The following is a 17,942-nucleotide window of genomic DNA, read 5'->3' on the forward strand; positions in this document are numbered from 1 at the left end:
GACCGTACGAAGAACGGCGCCCAGTGGATCATGGGCGCCGTTAAGCAGTCGTAACTCCTAAGTGCGCGATGCTGGGTGGCTTTTTACAGCTTGCGCAGCTCGAAACTCACCGGTACCCGCGCCCAGGCGCGTACCGCATGCCCATCCACGCTGGCTGGCTGGAAGCGCCAACCCGCGAGCACCTGCTCACGTGCACTGCGATCGAGCAACCTGTAGCCGCTGCTCTGTTCCACGATCACATCGACCGGCTTGCCCTCTTCGTCCACCAGTACGCGCAGCAGTACTGTGCCGTGCATATGCTGGTGGATCGCCTGCGGCGGGAAGACCAGCGGCGCGCTGCGGTAGGCCAGGCTGGCTTCGACCGGCTCGCCCGGCGCGGTGGCCGGCGTTGCGTTGATCGCCGGTGGCGCGATCGTGGGGACGTGGATCGGGGGCGCCGCCACGGTGCCTTCGTCGCTGATGTGCAGGGTGGTGGCGACGGGCACGGTGATATGCACCGGCGCGTGCCGCGTGACCGGCGTCACGGCCGGTAGCGGTGGCGTTTCGACCGGCTTGGGCTTGGGCGGGATGAAACGCGCGCTCAGCGCCGGCACGTCCAGGCGGGGCAGGGCCAGCGGCGGCAACGGCCGGGTGGCGGCGATGAACACGGTGAGGTTGATGGCCATCGCCGCGCTCAGCGCGGTGATGCGGACCAGGTCGGGATGGGCGTGCGTTCGGGATGAAGCCAGGGCTGCGGACGACATGGGCGATCCTCCTGTGCTTGTGGCGCAGGCACGCTGCCTCGTAGAGGGACCGGGGCAGAGGGAATCGTGCCGGCGCGCGTCCAGCCTAGGCCTGCCGATCGCCCGGGCGCAAGCATTCCCGCCGCCGCGCTCTTGCCGCACAATCGGCCGGCGCGGCCGCGGGGCCGAAAGGGAGGCAATCATGACCATGTGGAAACAACTGGGCGCGCTGGCGCTGCTGGTGGGCGGACTGGCGCTGGTGCCGGGCCCGGCGCACGCGGGCGAAATCTCCTGCAAGATGACTTTTTCGCTGTCCGGCTGGTCGGTCTTCTACAAGACCGCCAAGGGCAGTGGCACGATCCGCTGCAGCAATGGCCAGACCATGCACGTGAAGCTGAGCGCCAAGGGCGGTGGGCTCACCTTCGGCAAGACCCACATCGACAACGGCATCGGCAAGTTCACCGGCGTCTACGACATCCACGAAGTGCTCGGCCACTACGCCAACGCCGAGGCGCACGCCGGCGCGGTCAAGTCGGCCGGCGCGCAGGCGTTGACCAAGGGCAACGTGGGCCTGGCGCTGAGCGGCAAGGGCGAGGGCTGGAACCTGGGCGTGGCGTTCGGGGCGTTCATCATCGAGCAGTAAACCGGCTCGACGAAAGGGACGTCCAGACGTCCGTCGCAAGAAACAGTACGCGTGGGTATGGTAGGGTGGCCGCCCGGCCTTTCCATCCTGGAGCCCTGCCATGCCCGCGCCTTCCGTCGCCAGTCCGCCGCGCTACCGTTTCGGCGATGAACTGGCCAGCACGCTGATCCATGGCATCGGCATCCTGCTCAGCATCGGCGGACTGGCGACACTGGTGGCGTTCGCCGCACTGCGTGGCGACGCCCGGGCGGTGGTTGCCAGCGCCGTGTTCGGCACCACGCTGATCCTGCTGTACACCGCCTCGACCCTGTACCACGCGATTCCCGGCGAATTGCCGCGGAGGGTGCTGCGCACGCTGGATCACATCGCGATTTTTCTGCTGATCGCCGGCACCTACACGCCCTTTACCCTGATCGTGTTGCCGGGGGCCTGGGGCTGGGGATTGTTCGGCACGATCTGGGCCCTGGCGTTGACCGGCAGTGCGCTGGAGCTGGGGTTGTTGCGGCGGATCCGGACTCGCTGGCTGGCGGTGTCGATCTATGTGGCGATGGGCTGGGTGGCGCTGGTGGCGTTCGAGCCATTGCGCACGCATCTGGCGCCCGGCGGCCTGGTGCTGCTGATCGCCGGTGGGGCGACCTACACGCTGGGCGTGCCGTTCTATCTGTGCAAGCGCGTGCCGTTCCATCACGCGGTGTGGCACGGCTTCGTGCTCGCCGGCAGCGTGCTGCATTACCTGGCCGTGCTGCTCTACGTCATCCCCGACTGAGCGTCTGCTTTCAGCTTCCTCTCCCCTTTGGGAGAGGGATGGGGCGAGGGCCGGGGCTCGCGGGCGCATTCGCAAGCGCACAGGCTTGCTTGTCGTTCGGCGGCTTGGCTCGCCTGCGGCGGGCTTTCGATCGCCTGCCGGCGCTCGAGTCACTTTTCTTTGCTGGCCCAAAGAAAAGTAACCAAAAGAATGGCCTGCGAAGCCCGGTGTGGCTAAAGAGCTAGGCACCACCCCGCCTTGATGAGCCAGTCTGTTGCTCTTAGAGGAGCTGCCGCCGCTTTACCGCGGGCGCTCGGGAGCTGAGGAGGAGCAACGGGTTTGTTGTGCGGGCGCGCGCACGGGAAAGTAAGGTTGCCTCTTGGGCCGCTGCGGACGCCTTCTTCCGCTGTGGCGCCGCCGCTGAACGTCCCAACCCTCCCCTGCCAGGCAGGGGAGGGGATCAGGCGTGTGGTTACTTCTTCTGCTTCTGCTGCGGAACGAACTGGGTCTTCACCGCTTCGGCCAGCTGCGCTGGCGGCAGCAGGCCCTGGCCGATCACGAAGTCGTTGAAGGCCTTGCGGTCGAACTTGTCGCCCAGCGCCAGCTCGGTTTCCAGTCGCAGCTGCTGCAGTCGCAGGTAGCCGTAGAAGTAGGCGGTGGCCTGGCCGGGGCTGTTGAAGGTGTAGCGGTCCAGTTCCTGGCGGGCCATCGCTTCGGACAGGCCGACGTCGTCGGTCAGGACGTCGTGTGCGCGCTCGCGGGTGATCAGGCCCAGGTTGAGCATTGGATCGAGGTAGGCACGGGCAGCGCGCATCAGGCGGGCCTGCAGCGCGGCGAACTGGCCGGCCGGCGGCTCATAGGGAAGCATCTCGGACTCGGCATAGAGCGCCCAGCCTTCCACGTTGACGCTGTTGAAGGCGAACAGGCTGCGCGCCAGCGAGACGCCGCGCTCGACCATCGCGGCGAACTGCAACTCGTGGCCCGGACGGCCTTCGTGCGCGGTCAGCGTCCAGGCGGCGGCCTTGAAGGTGAAGTCGTCGTAGGCCTGGCTGTTGTCCTTGCCGTTGCCGGGGTTGCCCATGGTCAGCACGAAGGTGCCGCGCTCGCCGTGGTTGTTGAGGAACGGCGGCGGGTCCATGTGCGGCGCGGGCGTCTGCGCCGCCTCGGCCTCGGAAGCCACGCGCATCTGCATCGCGCGCCTGGGCAGCGTGACGATGTTCTTGTCGCGGATGGTTTCCTCGATGTGTCCGAGCACCTGGTGGTACCAGGGCTCGACCTGGTCGCGGGTGAGCTGCTGCTTCTTCAGCGCCTTGAGCACGTTGCGGTAGTCGGTCGCGTCGATGCCCTCGGCCTTGGCCACCACCGGCGCCATCGCCTGCATCATGCCCCGCAGTTCCATGAATTCGAGCTCGGCCTGCTTCATCAGCTGCTCGGGCGGGATGTCGATGCCGACCTGCTTGAGGTTGTAGGCGTAGAGCGGCTCGGGCAGGCGGAAGTCGGTGCGCGCGCGCGGCAGCACGGTGCTGCGTACCCAGGCGTCGTAATCCTTCAACTGCGCATCGAGCGTGTCCAGTGCGGCCTTGCCTTCGGGCGTGTCGAGCTTGTACTTGGCGAACAGCTTGCGGATGCCCTCGACGTAGCGCGGCGTGTTGGCGAGCTTCTGCTCGACTTCGCCCTTGTACGGGCCCAGCAGCGCCTTGTCGCCGAGGCGTGCCGCCATCAGCGCCTTCGCTTCCTGGGTGACCGGCGTGCAACCGGGCGCCTTGCCGACGTAGCACTGAAGCCGCTTGAGCGCGGACGGGCGACGCTTGGCGTCGACGTCGTCCTTCAGCAGCACGAATTCGCCGCTGAAGATCAGCGAGCCGATGTCGGTATAGGGCAGCAGGTATTTGCGGTTGAGGTCGATGCCTTCGATCTGCTGCGAGGTCGCCTCGATCATGATCTTGAGGTCCTCGCGCACGTTGGAGTCCTTTTCCGTGGCGAGCATCTTTTCCAGCTTGCCCTTGGCCTCGACCAGTGCGGCGCGCGAGCGCTCGTCGATGCCGGGCTTCAGATCGGCAACCTTGGTGTCATAGCCGGGCACACCCACCTGGGTGGCGAATTCGGGACTGAAGCGGGCGATCGCGTCCAGCAGCACCTTGGCGTCGGCGTTGCTGCGTTCCACCCACGAGGCGGGCGCGGTCTGCGCGTGCAGCGATCCGGCGGTGGCCAGCGTGGCGGCCAGGGCGAGGGCGAGGGTCTTGCGCATGGGTGTTCCTCCTTGGATGGCTGGCGCAGCGTACGCGGGCGCCTCTGGAATATGCCTGTGCCTTAAGGTCTAGATCAGCATGGCCAGGCCGAACAGGCCGACCATCAGGAACGAGATCACAAGCTTGACCAGCGTGCCGGCGAGCAGTCCGATCCAGGTGCCGGCGCCGACGTGGGCCGAGCGCAGCACGCTCGTGCCGGCGGAGAGCTCGCCGAGCAACGCGCCCACGAAGGGGCCCAGGATCAGCCCGGGGATGTTGAAGAACATGCCCACCACGGTGCCGATGGTGGCGCCCCACAGCGCGCGCGGGCTGGCGCCGACACGCTTGGCGCCCATCGCGCCGGCGACGAAATCCACCAGCACGCCGAGCGCGCCCAGCGCGCCGATCACCAGCAGCCAGGCCAGCCCCAGATGCCGGTAGCCATCGACCGCCGCGACCAGCCAGATGCCGCCGAAGATCATCGGGATGCCTGGCAGGATCGGCAGCACCGTGCCGGCAAGGCCGCCGAGGATGAGCAGCGCGGCGAGAAGGTAGAGCGCGATTTCCATCGGCGGGTTTCCAGGGTGATCGCGCCCAATGTGCAGGCGTTCGTGCGTGCGGACAAGCGCCGGGCCGCGGTGCGGGCTTCAGTCCGCCGGGTTCGATGCGGCCTGGTGTGCTCAGGTCACCCTACGAAGGGCGCGGCGGGGCCAGGCCCGGGGCGCCGCCAGCGCGGGCGCCGAAGACCATTTCGGTGGTCCAGCCGAGCAGCATCGAGGAGTAGGCGTGCTGGCAATCGGGGCTGGAAAGCGCGTGATCGGCTCCGTCGATGATCCGGTAGGTGACCGAGTGGGTGTGGCGGAAGGCGTTGCGGTAGCTCACGATCGCCGGGTGCGGCACCAGGTGGTCGTGGCCCGATTCGACGATCAGCACGTCGCCCTGGAAATCGCTGCAGGCGCGCAGCGCGCGGTTGTCGTCCGGTTCCAGCACGCGGCTGCGGTAGGCGTGCAGCTCCTTGCGCGGCAGCGAGCGTTTCGGTTCATCCCAGTCCTGGTCCTTGTAGAGCGCCGGCACGCGCAACGCGAGCCACTTCACCGGGCGCAGCGAGGTGAGGATCGACGCGAGGTAGCCGCCGTAGCTGGCGCCCACCACCAGGATCGAATCCGGATCGACGTGCGGCTGCAGGCGCAGATGGTCGTAGGCTGCCACCACGTCGGCGAGGTTCTGTTCGCGGGTGACGATCTGGCGCATCGCCTCGGTGCGTACGTGGCCTCGCATGTCGAAGGTCAGGCAGATGCAGCCAAGTGCGGCGATCTGCTGGGCGCGGCCCAGATCGCGCTCCTGGCAGCCGCCCCAGCCATGCACGAACAGCACGCCGGGGATGGTCGAGCCGGGGGCGAGCACGGTGCCGGCGATGTGCGCGCCATCGACGGCGATGTCGGTGCTTTCGCTACGTGTCGTCATCGTCCTCCACCAGCGTGAACTTCAGCAGTGGGCCGACGACCGGGTCGGCGCCGTGGAACAGCACGCTGGCGCCGGGTGGCGGCGCGGCGCCGCTGCCGTAGCGTTCCTCCGAGCGCACGCTGAGCCAGCGGCGGCCGGGTTCGTCGTGGAAGCGCAGCAGCGCGGCGGCCTCGGCGCCACTGGCGCCGCCGATGCGCCAGGACGATTCGAGCACGCCGGCATGTGGCTGGCCGCGATGATCCTTGCCCTGCACAACGTCGTAGTTGCGGCGCGAGGCGAACATCCGTGGAAAACATTGCCGCGCGGCCTCGTCGTAAAGCTGCGCCTGGGCGGCCGCCGCGCGCACGGGCGGTGGCAGCGATTCGCGCAGCAGCGCGTCGAAGCCGCCACGGTGCACGCGCAGGCTGGAGCCGCCGTAGGCCACCTCGCCTGCGTTGTCGTGGGTCAGCCACTGCGTGCCGTAGTAGGCGATGGTGTGATGGTCCACGCGCACCTGGCCCACGCTCCAGGTGGTCAGGTCGACCAGATCGGCTTCCAGCACCATGCCATCGAGGGCCAGCGCTTCCTCGTCGAAGTCGGCCACGACAGCATCCAGTTCGCTGATGTCGCTGACCACGCGCTGTCCGCGACCGGCGTTGCCATGCGCCGGCTTGATGCGCACGGGCCCCAGGTGCAGCAGCGCGCGTCCCGCGCGGCGCGCGTCGGCAGGCGTGTAGGCGCTGTAGCCGGGCAACACCACTGAACGCACGCGCTCGGCAAAGGCGCTCGACCAGCCTTCCGGTACGCGCGTGGGCGCATCGACGAGCGGATGGGTGATGGCCTTGGAGGCGACGACCCGGTCGGGCACCACGCCGCCGAACAGGTCGGCAGCGCTGCGGATGCCGCAGGCCTCGGCCGCGTCCAGCGCGGTCAGCACATCGCCCGGCACGAAATAGAGTGGACCGGGATAGTGCTGGCCCGGGACGTACGCGCCGGCGAAGTCATAACCCAGCAGATCGGCCAACTGCTGTGCGATGGCCGCGTGCGCGGCGGCCTCGTGGCTGGAATGCGCGGCATCGCGCCCGACGCCCAGGACGACACTGCCGCGTGCCCGGCCTGCCTGCACTGTGCGCGGGGTGATGGATGCCACCGGAGTCTCCGCACGAAGGCGCGGATCGCGCCGAATCGTCTGGAGGCTAGTGGTGCCGGTGTGGATAGGCTGTTGAAGCTGCCGGCGAGTTGGCCCGTCCGCCCGTCGGCACGTCGCCGTCAGGGGAGGGCTGAGGTGGGAAGGGGCGCCCCGGCAAATCCTATTTCTCGACGAACGCCCGCTCGATCACGTAGTCGCCCGGCTCCCGCGTGCGCGGCGACGCCTGGAAGCCGCGCCCGTCCAGCAGCGCGCACAGGTCGTCGAGCATCGCCGGGCTGCCGCACAGCATCACGCGGTCGGTCTCGGGGTTCAGCGGCGGCAGGCCGGTCTCCTGGCTCATCACGCCATCGACGATGGCGTCTGTGATGCGCCCGCGGTTGCGGAACGGCTCGCGCGTGACGGTGGGGTAATAGATCAGCTTCTCGCGCGCCAGCTCGCCCAGGTATTCGTGCTGCGGCAGCTCGCGCTCCAGGTAGTCGGCATAGGCCAGGTCGCTGACGTGGCGCACGCCGTGGGCCAGCACGATCTTCTCGTAGCGCTCGTAGGTGGCCGGATCGCGGATGATGCTCATGAACGGCGCCAACCCCGTGCCGGTGCCGAGCAGGTACAGGTTCCTGCCGGGCTTGAGGTCATCGAGCACCAGCGTGCCGGTCGACTTGCGGCTGACCACCAGCGGGTCGCCGGGCTTCAAGTGCTGCAGGCGCGAGGTCAGCGGTCCGTTGGGCACCTTGATCGAGAAGAACTCCAGGTGCTCCTCCCAGCTCGCGCTGGCGATGGAGTAGGCGCGCATCAGCGGACGGCCATCCACTTCCAGGCCGATCATCACGAACTGCCCGCTTTCGAAGCGGAAGCCCGGGTCGCGCGTGGCGCGAAAGCTGAAGAGGCTGTCGTTCCAGTGCCGCACGTCGATCACGTGCTCGGTCGCCAGTGCCACCATGGTGTGTTTCGTCTCGGGTCGGTCGAAGGTGCGCCGTGGGATGGGGCCGGAAGCGGGCCCGCGCAAGGGCGGGCGCCAGGCGGGCGCAGGTACATAGGGTACGCGATCCGGCCCGTGCTTGCCCGCGCCGCGGCGTTCTGCGGCATGATGCGCGCCGAGCGAACCGCCAGGAAACCCACGCGATGGAAAGCCGTGTACGCGAAGCACTGACCGACCATCACGTCGGCCAGCGCCACCTCGACAGGATGGTGATGTTGTCCGATGGCGTCTTCGCCATCGCGATCACGCTTTCGGCGATCGAACTCAAGCCCGAAGAAGACCTTGCCGCCACGGTGCTGCAGGCCTGGGGGCGCCCGCTGCTGCTGTATTTCCTGAGCTTCCTGCTGATCGGGTCGCTGTGGTTCCTGCACCGTCGCATCGTGGCCCACCTGCGTGACGTGGACGCGGTCGGTACCGCGCTCAACCTGCTGACCCTGAGCCTGGTCGCCCTGGTGCCGGTGGTGGTGCGCTACGCGCTCGCCCAAAGTGCCACCGGCGAGGATCTCCACAAGGGCTTCATCGTCTACGCCTCCGGCGTGGGCCTGACCTACGCCTGTGCCGGGATGATGTGGGGCTACCTCGCCTTCATCGCCAGGCTGGCTCCCGATGTGGAACGGAATCTCGCGCGCGTCTGGTTGCTGGAACTGGTCTCCGCGCCGATGTTGATGGCCGCGGCCGTGTTCTATGACATCCAGCAGAAAGTCCCGGCGCTCGTGCTCACCGTGCTTGCCCTGGGGGTGCTCGCCGCCAAGCGCCGCTACCGGCGCCTGGCCAAGGCGGCAAGGGTCGCGGGCTGACCGCCGCGAAATCGCCGCGGTGTGGCTGCGTACAATGTGCGCATGAGCCTGACCCCCGATCCTGCCGATTTCCGTCTGTGCGTCGCCCCGATGATGGACTGGACGGACCGGCACTGCCGCTATTTCCACCGGCTACTGTCGCCGAACGCGCGGCTGTACACCGAGATGGTGACCAGCGCCGCGCTGGTGCGCGGCGGCCAGCTGCGCCTGCTCGAACACAGCCAGCAGGAGCATCCGGTCGCGCTGCAACTGGGCGGCAGCGATCCGGTGGAGCTGGCGCAGGCGGCGCGGCTGGGCGCGCAGGCCGGCTATGACGAGATCAACCTCAACGTGGGCTGCCCGTCCGACCGGGTGCAATCGGGCCGTTTCGGCGCCTGCCTGATGCGTGAGCCGGCGCTGGTCGGCGACTGCGTACGGGCGATGCGCGAGGCGGTGGACGTGCCGGTGACGGTCAAGTGCCGCATCGGGGTGGATGACCAGGACGATTACGCCGACCTGCAGCATTTCACCCGGACGATGGTCGAGGCGGGGGTGCAGGTACTGGTGGTGCACGCGCGCAAGGCCTGGCTGCAGGGCCTGAGCCCAAAGGAAAACCGCGAAATCCCGCCGCTGGACTACGAGCGCGTGTACCGCCTCAAGCGCGAGTTCCCGCAACTGGTGGTGGTGATCAACGGCGGCATCACGACGGTGGAGGCGGTGCAGGCGCACCTGGGGCAGGTCGATGGCGTGATGCTGGGGCGCGCGGCCTACCACGATCCCTTCGTGCTGGCGCAACTGGAGGCGGCGCTTTACGACAGGCCCGTTCCGGCGCGCGAGGATGTCCTGGCGCACCTGCGTCCCTACGTGGAGGCGGAACTCAAGCGCGGCACCGCGCTCAAGCACATCAGCCGGCACCTGCTGGGGCTGTACCAGGGCGAGCCCGGCGCACGCACGTTCCGGCGCGTGCTGAGCGAGGGTGCGCACCTGCCCGGCGCGGGCTGGAGCCTGCTCGAACAGGCGCTCAGCGGTCGCCGGGAGGCGGCGTGAACCGGCCGGCCATTGTTCAGCCCCGCTTGCCTAGGCTGGTAACCATTTGGACTCGAGCCACCGCCTTGCCTACGATGTTTTCCCGACGCCTCCTTGCCTGCCTGCCGGCCTTGCTGCTGCCGGTCCTTGCGCATGCCGCTCCGCCGCAGGAGAAGACGCCGATGACGCTCGAAGAAGCGGTGGCGAAAGTGCAACAGGACACCGGCGGTAAGATATTGTCGGCTGATCCGCGCAAGTTCGGCCGGCGGACCGAGTACCGCATCAAGGTGCTCACCCCGGAAGGCCACGTGCGGACCATCTCGATATCGTCCGATGCCCCGCGTGCGGGCACGGACAAACACCCGGCCGGCAACGGCGCAGGCAAGAAGGAGAAACACTGATGCGCATCCTTTTGGTCGAGGACGAGGCGCCCTTGCGCGAGACCCTCGCCGCGCGGCTGAAGCGTGACGGCTTCGCGGTCGATGCCGCGCAGGACGGCGAGGAAGGCATCTACCTGGGGCGCGAGGTGCCGTTCGACCTGGCGATCATCGACCTGGGACTGCCCAAGATGTCGGGCATGGAGCTGGTCAAGGCGCTGCGCGAGGCCGGCCAGCGCTACCCGATCCTGATCCTCACCGCGCGCGGTTCCTGGCAGGACAAGGTCGAGGGCCTCAAGCACGGTGCCGACGATTATCTGGTCAAGCCCTTCCACGTCGAGGAATTGCTGGCGCGCATCAACGCGCTGGTCCGGCGCGCGAGCGGCTGGTCCAAGCCAGTGCTGGCCTGCGGGCCGATCAAGCTGGATACGACGGCGCAGACGGTGATGGTCGAGGGCAAGCCGGTCGACCTCACCAGCTACGAGTACAAGGTGCTCGAATACCTGATGCTGCATGCCGGCGAGCTGGTCTCCAAGGCCGACCTCACCGAGCACATCTACCAGCAGGATTTCGACCGCGACTCGAACGTGCTGGAAGTCTTCATCGGGCGCCTGCGCCGCAAGCTCGATCCGGAAAGCGCGCTCAAGCCGATCGAGACCGTGCGCGGCCGCGGCTACCGCTTCGCCATCCCCCGCAGCGACGGCGACGACGACTGAGTCCGGATCCATGGTCCTGCGGCGGCCCCTGAGCATGCACGCCTCGCGCCGCCCGCAGCCCACGGGCGGTCGCTGATCGATGTTCGCGCCCCGTCCGTTCTCGCTGGCGGCGCGCGCGGCCATTGCCACCGGCCTGGTGCTGGCCGGCTTCCTCGGGCTGGTCGGCCTGACGCTCTCGCGGGCCAACCACGAGACCGCGCTCAACAACCTGCACGACAGGCTGCAGAACTACGTGATCGCGTACCTGGCCGGCAGTGAGGTGTCGCGCTACGGCAAGGTGCTGCTGCCTGACGCACCGCCGGACCCGAGCTTCTCGCAGCCTGGTTCCGGCCTCTACGCCGTCGTGTTGGGCGACAAGGGTTTTCGCTGGGAATCGTCCTCCGCGATCGGCCGCGACTTCGCCTTCCTGAAGACGCTGGATCCGGGCGAGAACCGCTTTGCCGGCCCGATCGACACGCGCATGGGCCGGCTCTACTACTACGCGCTGGGCGTGGCCTGGGACGTGCCCGACAAGAAACCGCTCAGGCTGACCTTCATGGTCGCGCAGACCGAGAGCCAGTTCGAAGGCGAGAACGCGGTGTACCGGCGCACTCTGGTCGGCATGCTGTCGATCCTGGGCGTGATGCTGATCGTGCTGCAGTTGCTGCTGCTGCGCTGGAGCCTGACACCCTTGCGCAAGGTCGCCACCGACATGGCGCGCGTAGAACGGGGCAAGAGCGACCACCTGGACAGCCAGTACCCGCTGGAGCTGATCCCGCTGACCGACCGCATCAACGCCTTCATCGACTCCGAACGCGAGCAGCGCACGCGCACCCGCAACACCCTGGCCGACCTCGCGCACAGCCTGAAGACCCCGTTGGCGGTGATCCGCTCGCGGCTGGAGTCGGTCGGCGAGCAGCCGACCCTGCGCGGCGACGTGCTCGACCAGGTGCGACGCATGGACGAACTGGTCGCCTACCAGCTCGCCCGCGCCGCCACCTCGGGGCGGCAGACCTTCGCCAGTGCGGTGCCGGTCGCCGGCCACGCCGAGGATCTGGTGCGCAGCCTGGAAAAGGTCTACGCGGCCAAGAACGTGCTGTGCGAGTTCGAGATGGACGAGGGCGCGGCGTTCTACGGCGAGCAGGGCGACTTGCTGGAGCTGATGGGCAACCTGCTGGAGAACGGCTTCAAGTGGGCGGGCCACCGCGTGCTGCTGGTGGTCAAGGCACAGCCACAGGCGGGCCGCCAGCGCCCCGGCCTGTGGCTGAGCGTGGAAGACGACGGCCCCGGCATCGCCGAGGACCAGATCGAAAAGGTGCTCCAGCGCGGCGTGCGCGGCGACGAGCGCGTGCAGGGCCACGGCATCGGCCTCTCCATCGTGCAGGACATCGTCAAGGCCTACCGCGGCGAGCTGGTGGTCGACCGCTCGCCCGAGCTGGGCGGCGCGCGCTTCAGCGTGAACCTGCCGGCGAGCTAGCGCGGCCTGGAGCCCTGTGCCCCTCGGCAGAGAGGTTGGCGAGGGAGCGGGGCTCGCGAAAATGCAATCACTGCGCCAACGGCGCGCGAGATCGCTGCATGGACGAGAGGGAAAGGCGGGGCCGCCCCTTCACTTCGGCCCCTCTCCCCGCGGGAGAAGGGCGCCGATCCAGCTATTGGATCGAACCGGGCAACAGCGACTGCCAACCCAGGCTGCTGTGATGGCTGGCGCGCGGGTGTGCCGTCGTGGAACCGCCGCCGCCACCGCCATCACTGTCACTGTCGTCGGCACTGTCGCCGACCGGGCCGGGCAGGATGCAATCGTGGTTAGCGCTGGAGGCATCGCTGCCCGAACCGCCGCCGTCATGGCTGCCGCTGTCGATGGTGGCGTGCGGGGCGGTGGGATCCTGGGTGGATACGCCCATGGCCGACGCGGTGCCCACGCTGGCAAGCGCGAGCAGGCATCCGAACAGGCAGCGTTTCAGTTCCATGGCGACCAACCCCTTGATCCACCGGCCAAGGCTCCGGATCGTCGCAGAAACGTGCGGGGCTTGCCAGTGCCCGGCAAAGGCGGTCGCGCAAGGCGTGACGGGGCACCGGAAACGCTAGAATCTCCCGATGCGCGAGACCTTTCTTCCCGCCCGCGTGGCCGGGTACGACCCTGGAGTGTGCGGCTGATGCAGGCACAACAACTGCTGGCCGCCCTCGCCTCCGGCGAGGCGGTGTCGGGCGCACAGCTCGCCGATCGCTCCGGCGTCACCCGCGCGGCCATCTGGAAGCAGGTCGAGACGCTGCGCGCGCGCGGTGTGCCGGTCGAGGCCCGGGGCGCCGCCGGCTACCGGCTGCCGTGGCCGGTGCAGTTGCTGGATGCCACGCGCATCCGCGCGGCCTTGCCGCGCCCCTGCGCATCCCGCCTGGGCGCGCTGGAAGTGCACTGGGAGCTCGATTCCACCTCCAGCGAGTTGCAACGCCGGCTAGGCGAGGCGGCCGATCTCAGCATGGTGCTCGCCGAAACGCAGACTGCGGGGCGCGGCCGGCGCGGGCGCAGCTGGCTGTCGCCGCCCGGCCTGAATCTGTATCTGTCCTGCCTGAAACGTTTCGATCGCGGGTTCGCGGCGCTGTCGGGCCTGTCGCTGGCCGTGGGCACGATGGTGCTGCGCGCGATCGATTCGCTTGGCATCGAGGGCGCGGGCCTGAAATGGCCCAATGACGTGCTGGCCGACGGCGGCAAGCTTGCCGGCGTGCTGGTGGAACTGAGCGGCGAATACCAGGGGCCGTGCGCGGCAGTGATCGGTGTCGGCCTCAACTTGCGCCTGACCGAGGCGCTGCGCGAGCAGGCCGGTCAGCCGGCGTGCGACCTGGCCACGCTGGCGAACGATCTGCCGGACCGCAACCTGGTGGCGGCCCGGCTGATCGCCGCGCTGGTCGAAGGGCTGCGTGAATTCGAGCGACACGGCTTCGCGCCGTTCGCGGAGGACTACGCCCGCCACGACCTGCTCGCCGGCCGGCAGCTCAAGCTCAGCGGCGCGCAAGGTCATTTCGAAGGCACTGGCGCCGGCGTCGATGCGCGCGGCGCGCTGCAGGTGCGCGTGGCCGACGGCGCGTTGCGCTCGGTCGACAGCGCCGACATCACGGTGCGTCGCGCATGAGGCTGTTGCTGGATCTCGGCAACACACGCCTGAAATGGGCGTTTGAAGAGGGCCACGGCCGCTGGCAGGCGCAGGGCGCCGCAGCCTGGAACGAGGACATGGCGTTGCTCGCCTCCACCTGGCGGGCGTTGCCGGCGCCGGCGGCGGCCTTCGGCGCATCGGTGGTCGATGCCGAACGGGAACAGGCAGTGGCGGCGCAGGTGCGCGCGCTGTTCGGACGCGAGGTTGCCTGGCTGCGCACGCCGGCCAGCGCCTGTGGCGTGCGCAATGCCTATCCGGAGCCCGGACGCCTGGGCGTGGACCGCTTCCTGGCGATGGTCGCGGCCCGCGCCGCCGGAGTGGGTGACTGCGTGCTGGTCGGTGTCGGTACCGCGCTCACCCTCGATGCGCTGGAGGCGGACGGTCGGCACCTCGGCGGCCTGATCGCCCCGGGTCCGCGGCTGATGCAGCAGGCCCTGCTCGGCGCTACCGCGCAGGTGCGTCCGCGCAACGATGGCGTGCTGGTGGACGCCGCCGACAATACTTCCGATGCGGTGGTTTCCGGTTGCTGGCAGGCGGCCGCCGCGTTGGTCGAACGCTTCGTGGCGCGCATGGCGCCACGGTTCGGTGGCGCGCCCGCGCTGCGACTGGATGGCGGCGACGCTGCCGGCCTGCTGCCGTTGCTGGGCCTGCCGGCGACCGTGGTCGAGCACGGCGTGCTGCACGGCCTGGCGGTGTGGGCGCAGGCACAGTCGGGCAGCTCTGCGACGCCCTAAGATGTGCGTCCATCCGGGGGGAGTCCGATGTTCCTGCGCCTGCTGTTCGTCCTGCTGATCGCGTTCAACATCGCGGTGGGTGCCTGGCTGCTGCTGGGCCAGGACGATTCGCACGGGCGCAGCGTCACCGACCCGGGCGTACCGATGCTGCACCTGCTCTCCGAGCAGACCGCCCCGACAGCACCCTTCGCCAGCCGCCCGCCTGCATCGGCCTCGATCCCGGCGCCGACGTCCAGCGCGGCCGTCGCGCTGGAAACCCGTTGCCTGGCGGTCGGTCCGTTCGACACTCCGCAGGACCTGCGCAACGCCCGCACCGCGCTGGCCGGCCCGGGCGTGCGGATGCGCTCGCGGCAGGAGCAGACCACCGAAACGCGCGCCTGGTGGGTCTACCTGCCCGCGCCCGGCACGCGCGCCCAGGCGCTCGCGCTGGCCCGCCGGCTGGGGGCGGCGCAGGTGGGCGACTACTTCGTGATGAGCTCCGGCGACCAGTCCAACGCCATCTCGCTGGGCCTGTTCAAGGACCCGGCCAACGCGCGCAAGCGGCGCGACGAGGTCACTGCCGCCGGCTTCTCCGCCCAGATCCAGGAACGTAGCGAGCAGGTGCCCGAATACTGGCTGGACCTGGTGGTCGCTGACGGGGCCCGCTTCGACTGGCGCGGCCGGGTGCGCATGGCGGGCATCGGGTCGCACAGCACGACCTGCTTCTAGGGATTCGATCCCCCAGCGTCGCCACGCCCCGCCTGCTAGACTCCATGCCTTCTCCAGGGCCGGCATAGCTCAGTTGGTAGAGCAACTGATTTGTAATCAGTAGGTCGCGGGTTCGACTCCTGCTGCCGGCACCAGCCGCGCGCCAGCGCGCGCGGCATCCCACCGGACGGACAAGGCCCTTATGACGCAGCAGACAGTCAGCTTGATCGGCGCACCCACCGACATCGGCGCAGGCCATCGCGGCGCCTCGATGGGCCCGGAAGCGCTGCGCGTGGCCCGGCTGGCCGAAAAGCTAGAAGCGCGCGGGTTGAAGGTTATCGACCGCGGCAACCTGCAGGGCCCGCTCAATCCCTGGCTGCCGCCGGAAAACGGCTACCGCCATCTGGACGAGGTGGCGACCTGGAACATGGCTGTCCATACGGCCGTGCGCCAGGAGCTGCAGGCAGGCCGCGTTCCGGTGATGCTCGGCGGCGACCACTGCCTGGCGATCGGCTCGATCTCCGCGGTGGCCGACCACTGCCGCGACACCGGCAGGAAGCTGCGCGTGCTCTGGCTGGATGCGCACGCCGACTTCAACACCGCCGACGCGACGCCGTCGGGCAATATCCACGGCATGCCGGTCGCCTGCCTCTGCGGCAATGGCCCGGACGTGCTCACCAGCATCGGCAATCACAGGCCCGCGACCTCGCCGCATGTGTTCCGCCAGGTCGGCATCCGCTCGGTGGACGACGACGAGAAGAAGCTGGTCCTCGAGGCGGGCATGAAGATTTTCGACATGCGCCACATCGACGAGGTCGGCATGAAGCGCACGATGGAAGAGGCGCTGGCCGACATCGACGAGGGCACGCACCTGCACGTCAGCTTCGACGTCGACTTCCTCGATCCGTCGATCGCGCCGGGCGTGGGCACGACCGTGCGTGGCGGCCCGACCTATCGCGAGGCGCAGCTGTGCATGGAGATGATTGCCGACACCGGTCGCCTGGGCTCGCTGGACATCGTCGAGTTGAACCCCGCCTACGACAAGCGCAACCAGACCGGCAAGCTGGCGGTAGACCTGGTCGAGTCGCTGTTCGGCAAATCCACGCTGATCCGCTGAGCGACATCGCCGCGCTGCGACAGCATCACGCATGCCAGCACGCGTTCCGAACGCCTATCATCGAACGGCTGGCGGTGCGGTGCCGCCGCCCGTGCCCTTACCTCCAGAACCGAAGTCATGAACCGAACCCGTGTCCTCACCGGCATCACCACCACCGGCACCCCGCATCTGGGCAACTACGCCGGCGCGATCCGGCCGGCGATCGCCGCCAGCCGGCGTGACGATGTCGACGCGTTCTTCTTCATGGCCGATTACCACGCGCTGATCAAGAGCGACGACCCGGCTCGCATCGCGCGCTCGCGGCTGGAGATCGCGGCGAGCTGGCTGGCCTGCGGGCTCGATCCGGAGCGGGTCACTTTCTACCGCCAGTCCGACATACCGGAAATTCCGGAACTCACCTGGCTGCTGACCTGTGTCACGGCCAAGGGGCTGCTCAATCGTGCACACGCCTACAAGGCGGCGGTCGACCGCAACGTGGAGACCGGCGAGGATCCGGATGCCGGCGTCAACGCGGGCCTGTACATGTACCCGGTGCTGATGGCCGCTGACATCCTCGCCTTCGACGCGCACAAGGTGCCGGTCGGCCGCGACCAGATTCAGCACCTGGAGATGGCGCGCGACATAGCGCAGCGCTTCAACCATATCTACGGTCAGGACTTCTTCGTGCTGCCGGAGGTGCAGATCGAGGAGCAGGTGGCAACGCTGCCGGGCCTGGACGGCCGCAAGATGTCCAAGAGCTACGACAACACCATCCCGCTGTTCGCCGGCGGCGCCAAGGCGCTGCGCGAGGCGGTGATGCGCATCGTCACCGACTCGCGCCTGCCGGGCGAGCCGAAGGATCCGGAAAGCTCCTCGCTGTACACGCTCTACCGCGCCTTTGCCAGCGATGCCGACGCTGCCGCGTTTCGCGCTGCGCTGGAATCGGGACTGGCCTGGGGCGAGGCCAAGCAGGCGCTGTTCGACCTGCTGGAAGGCCAGATCGCGCCGATGCGCGAGCGCTACGACGCATTGATCGCCCAGCCCGCGCACATCGAGGCGATCCTGCAGGAAGGCGCCCGCAAGGCGCGCGCCATCGCCACGCCGAAGATGGCGCGGCTGCGCGACGCGGTCGGCCTGGGCAGCCACGTCGTGGCGTCCGGCGCCGCGGAAGCGGCCAAGCCGCGCGGCGACAGGCCCCCGCGCCTGGCCAGCTTCCGCGACGAGGACGGTCGGTTCCGCTTCCGCCTGTTCGCCGGCGATGGCGAGGAATTGTTGCTCTCGCGTGCCTTCGACGATCCCAAGGCCGCCGGCGTGGCGCAGAAGCAGCTCAAGCTGGCCCGCGGCACGGTCACGCTGCGTGCCACGCCTGCGGGTGGCGTGCTCGAGCTCGATGGCAGCGAGATTGGCAACACGCCCGCGTTCGCCGACGAAGCCGCGCGCGATCAGGCGCTCGGCCGGCTGCGCGAGGCGCTCGGCCAGCTCGCCGGCGCGGCCTGAG

19 protein-coding genes and 1 tRNA gene are annotated in these 17,942 nt (G+C 68.9%); 13 read left to right on the forward strand and 7 right to left on the reverse strand.

Annotated elements, in window-relative coordinates; all coding sequences use genetic code 11:
* Window positions 1-83 precede the first annotated feature (83 nt).
* Complete coding sequence (locus ACFWZ4_RS12535) at window positions 84-743, reverse strand: energy transducer TonB (RefSeq protein WP_439705022.1); 660 nt, start codon at window positions 741-743, stop codon at window positions 84-86.
* Between the two features lie 187 nt (window positions 744-930).
* On the opposite strand from ACFWZ4_RS12535, the gene ACFWZ4_RS12540 reads away from it, so the two are divergent.
* Complete coding sequence (locus ACFWZ4_RS12540; protein ID WP_439705163.1) at window positions 931-1,365, forward strand: hypothetical protein; 435 nt, start codon at window positions 931-933, stop codon at window positions 1,363-1,365.
* Between the two features lie 100 nt (window positions 1,366-1,465).
* Window positions 1,466-2,131, forward strand: a complete 666-nt coding sequence (gene trhA / locus ACFWZ4_RS12545) for a PAQR family membrane homeostasis protein TrhA (protein WP_439705023.1) — start codon at window positions 1,466-1,468, stop codon at window positions 2,129-2,131.
* Window positions 2,132-2,582: 451 nt separating this feature from the next.
* On the opposite strand, the gene ACFWZ4_RS12550 is transcribed toward trhA, so the two are convergent.
* The 5 genes from ACFWZ4_RS12550 to ACFWZ4_RS12570 form a co-directional block, all read right to left on the reverse strand.
* Complete coding sequence (locus tag ACFWZ4_RS12550) at window positions 2,583-4,358, reverse strand: DUF885 domain-containing protein (RefSeq protein ID WP_439705024.1); 1,776 nt, start codon at window positions 4,356-4,358, stop codon at window positions 2,583-2,585.
* Window positions 4,359-4,427: 69 nt separating this feature from the next.
* Complete coding sequence (locus ACFWZ4_RS12555) at window positions 4,428-4,907, reverse strand: DUF456 domain-containing protein (protein WP_439705025.1); 480 nt, start codon at window positions 4,905-4,907, stop codon at window positions 4,428-4,430.
* 121 nt (window positions 4,908-5,028) lie between these two features.
* Window positions 5,029-5,802 (reverse strand): alpha/beta hydrolase family protein, encoded by a 774-nt coding sequence (locus ACFWZ4_RS12560; protein WP_439705026.1) that lies wholly within the window; start codon window positions 5,800-5,802, stop codon window positions 5,029-5,031.
* The gene (locus ACFWZ4_RS12565; RefSeq protein WP_439705027.1) at window positions 5,789-6,931 is read right to left on the reverse strand and encodes a DUF3182 family protein; all 1,143 of its coding nucleotides are present in this window, start codon (window positions 6,929-6,931) and stop codon (window positions 5,789-5,791) included. Before ACFWZ4_RS12565 ends, ACFWZ4_RS12560 begins: the two co-directional genes overlap by 14 nt.
* 160 nt (window positions 6,932-7,091) lie before the next feature.
* Window positions 7,092-7,868: a ferredoxin--NADP reductase gene (locus ACFWZ4_RS12570; RefSeq protein ID WP_439705028.1), complete on the reverse strand. Its 777-nt coding sequence runs from the start codon at window positions 7,866-7,868 to the stop codon at window positions 7,092-7,094.
* Window positions 7,869-8,050: 182 nt separating this feature from the next.
* On the opposite strand from ACFWZ4_RS12570, the gene ACFWZ4_RS12575 reads away from it, so the two are divergent.
* The 5 genes from ACFWZ4_RS12575 (at window position 8,051) to ACFWZ4_RS12595 (ending at window position 12,258) form a co-directional block, all read left to right on the forward strand.
* Window positions 8,051-8,704: a TMEM175 family protein gene (locus ACFWZ4_RS12575; protein WP_439705029.1), complete on the forward strand. Its 654-nt coding sequence runs from the start codon at window positions 8,051-8,053 to the stop codon at window positions 8,702-8,704.
* A 42-nt stretch (window positions 8,705-8,746) separates the two neighbouring features.
* A complete protein-coding gene (gene dusA, locus ACFWZ4_RS12580) occupies window positions 8,747-9,730 on the forward strand; it encodes a tRNA dihydrouridine(20/20a) synthase DusA (protein WP_439705030.1) in 984 nt (327 codons plus the stop codon).
* A gap of 161 nt (window positions 9,731-9,891) precedes the next feature.
* Window positions 9,892-10,110, forward strand: a complete 219-nt coding sequence (locus ACFWZ4_RS12585; protein ID WP_439705031.1) for a PepSY domain-containing protein — start codon at window positions 9,892-9,894, stop codon at window positions 10,108-10,110.
* On the forward strand, window positions 10,110-10,802 hold the full coding sequence (locus ACFWZ4_RS12590) for a response regulator transcription factor (protein WP_231321592.1): 693 nt from the start codon (window positions 10,110-10,112) through the stop codon (window positions 10,800-10,802). Before ACFWZ4_RS12585 ends, ACFWZ4_RS12590 begins: the two co-directional genes overlap by 1 nt.
* Window positions 10,803-10,881: 79 nt before the next feature.
* Window positions 10,882-12,258 carry an ATP-binding protein gene (locus ACFWZ4_RS12595; protein ID WP_231321591.1) on the forward strand — a complete coding sequence of 459 codons (1,377 nt, stop codon included), beginning with the start codon at window positions 10,882-10,884 and terminating at the stop codon, window positions 12,256-12,258.
* A gap of 172 nt (window positions 12,259-12,430) precedes the next feature.
* Here ACFWZ4_RS12595 and ACFWZ4_RS12600 read toward each other — a convergent pair whose 3' ends face one another.
* Window positions 12,431-12,748 carry a hypothetical protein gene (locus tag ACFWZ4_RS12600; RefSeq protein ID WP_439705032.1) on the reverse strand — a complete coding sequence of 106 codons (318 nt, stop codon included), beginning with the start codon at window positions 12,746-12,748 and terminating at the stop codon, window positions 12,431-12,433.
* Window positions 12,749-12,934: 186 nt separating this feature from the next.
* Between ACFWZ4_RS12600 and ACFWZ4_RS12605 the strand changes: the two genes are divergently transcribed.
* From ACFWZ4_RS12605 to ACFWZ4_RS12630, 6 genes are all read left to right on the forward strand, one after another.
* Window positions 12,935-13,906: a biotin--[acetyl-CoA-carboxylase] ligase gene (locus tag ACFWZ4_RS12605; RefSeq protein WP_439705033.1), complete on the forward strand. Its 972-nt coding sequence runs from the start codon at window positions 12,935-12,937 to the stop codon at window positions 13,904-13,906.
* The gene (locus ACFWZ4_RS12610) at window positions 13,903-14,661 is read left to right on the forward strand and encodes a type III pantothenate kinase (protein WP_439705034.1); all 759 of its coding nucleotides are present in this window, start codon (window positions 13,903-13,905) and stop codon (window positions 14,659-14,661) included. Before ACFWZ4_RS12605 ends, ACFWZ4_RS12610 begins: the two co-directional genes overlap by 4 nt.
* 27 nt (window positions 14,662-14,688) lie before the next feature.
* On the forward strand, window positions 14,689-15,369 hold the full coding sequence (locus tag ACFWZ4_RS12615; protein ID WP_439705035.1) for an SPOR domain-containing protein: 681 nt from the start codon (window positions 14,689-14,691) through the stop codon (window positions 15,367-15,369).
* Window positions 15,370-15,427: 58 nt separating this feature from the next.
* Window positions 15,428-15,503: transfer RNA gene (locus tag ACFWZ4_RS12620), tRNA-Thr, on the forward strand.
* A gap of 47 nt (window positions 15,504-15,550) precedes the next feature.
* Window positions 15,551-16,465: an arginase gene (rocF, locus tag ACFWZ4_RS12625; protein ID WP_439705036.1), complete on the forward strand. Its 915-nt coding sequence runs from the start codon at window positions 15,551-15,553 to the stop codon at window positions 16,463-16,465.
* A gap of 117 nt (window positions 16,466-16,582) precedes the next feature.
* Window positions 16,583-17,941 (forward strand): tryptophan--tRNA ligase, encoded by a 1,359-nt coding sequence (locus ACFWZ4_RS12630; protein ID WP_439705037.1) that lies wholly within the window; start codon window positions 16,583-16,585, stop codon window positions 17,939-17,941.
* The last annotated feature ends 1 nt before the right edge of the window (window position 17,942 follow it).

It is taken from the genome of Frateuria sp. GZRe12 (assembly GCF_051900535.1).
Taxonomy (GTDB): Bacteria; Pseudomonadota; Gammaproteobacteria; order Xanthomonadales; family Rhodanobacteraceae; genus Frateuria_A.

What these genes read in the sequence shown, in the direction of transcription:
- ACFWZ4_RS12535 (WP_439705022.1), bottom strand. Translation starts at nt 743, where the DNA reads ATGTCGTCCGCAGCCCTGGCTTCATCCCGAACGCACGCCCATCCCGAC.
- ACFWZ4_RS12540 (WP_439705163.1), top strand. Translation starts at nt 931, where the DNA reads ATGTGGAAACAACTGGGCGCGCTGGCGCTGCTGGTGGGCGGACTGGCG.
- trhA (WP_439705023.1), top strand. Translation starts at nt 1,466, where the DNA reads ATGCCCGCGCCTTCCGTCGCCAGTCCGCCGCGCTACCGTTTCGGCGAT.
- ACFWZ4_RS12550 (WP_439705024.1), bottom strand. Translation starts at nt 4,358, where the DNA reads ATGCGCAAGACCCTCGCCCTCGCCCTGGCCGCCACGCTGGCCACCGCC.
- ACFWZ4_RS12555 (WP_439705025.1), bottom strand. Translation starts at nt 4,907, where the DNA reads ATGGAAATCGCGCTCTACCTTCTCGCCGCGCTGCTCATCCTCGGCGGC.
- ACFWZ4_RS12560 (WP_439705026.1), bottom strand. Translation starts at nt 5,802, where the DNA reads ATGACGACACGTAGCGAAAGCACCGACATCGCCGTCGATGGCGCGCAC.
- ACFWZ4_RS12570 (WP_439705028.1), bottom strand. Translation starts at nt 7,868, where the DNA reads ATGGTGGCACTGGCGACCGAGCACGTGATCGACGTGCGGCACTGGAAC.
- ACFWZ4_RS12575 (WP_439705029.1), top strand. Translation starts at nt 8,051, where the DNA reads ATGGAAAGCCGTGTACGCGAAGCACTGACCGACCATCACGTCGGCCAG.
- dusA (WP_439705030.1), top strand. Translation starts at nt 8,747, where the DNA reads ATGAGCCTGACCCCCGATCCTGCCGATTTCCGTCTGTGCGTCGCCCCG.
- ACFWZ4_RS12585 (WP_439705031.1), top strand. Translation starts at nt 9,892, where the DNA reads ATGACGCTCGAAGAAGCGGTGGCGAAAGTGCAACAGGACACCGGCGGT.
- ACFWZ4_RS12590 (WP_231321592.1), top strand. Translation starts at nt 10,110, where the DNA reads ATGCGCATCCTTTTGGTCGAGGACGAGGCGCCCTTGCGCGAGACCCTC.
- ACFWZ4_RS12595 (WP_231321591.1), top strand. Translation starts at nt 10,882, where the DNA reads ATGTTCGCGCCCCGTCCGTTCTCGCTGGCGGCGCGCGCGGCCATTGCC.
- ACFWZ4_RS12600 (WP_439705032.1), bottom strand. Translation starts at nt 12,748, where the DNA reads ATGGAACTGAAACGCTGCCTGTTCGGATGCCTGCTCGCGCTTGCCAGC.
- ACFWZ4_RS12605 (WP_439705033.1), top strand. Translation starts at nt 12,935, where the DNA reads ATGCAGGCACAACAACTGCTGGCCGCCCTCGCCTCCGGCGAGGCGGTG.
- ACFWZ4_RS12610 (WP_439705034.1), top strand. Translation starts at nt 13,903, where the DNA reads ATGAGGCTGTTGCTGGATCTCGGCAACACACGCCTGAAATGGGCGTTT.
- ACFWZ4_RS12615 (WP_439705035.1), top strand. Translation starts at nt 14,689, where the DNA reads ATGTTCCTGCGCCTGCTGTTCGTCCTGCTGATCGCGTTCAACATCGCG.
- rocF (WP_439705036.1), top strand. Translation starts at nt 15,551, where the DNA reads ATGACGCAGCAGACAGTCAGCTTGATCGGCGCACCCACCGACATCGGC.
- ACFWZ4_RS12630 (WP_439705037.1), top strand. Translation starts at nt 16,583, where the DNA reads ATGAACCGAACCCGTGTCCTCACCGGCATCACCACCACCGGCACCCCG.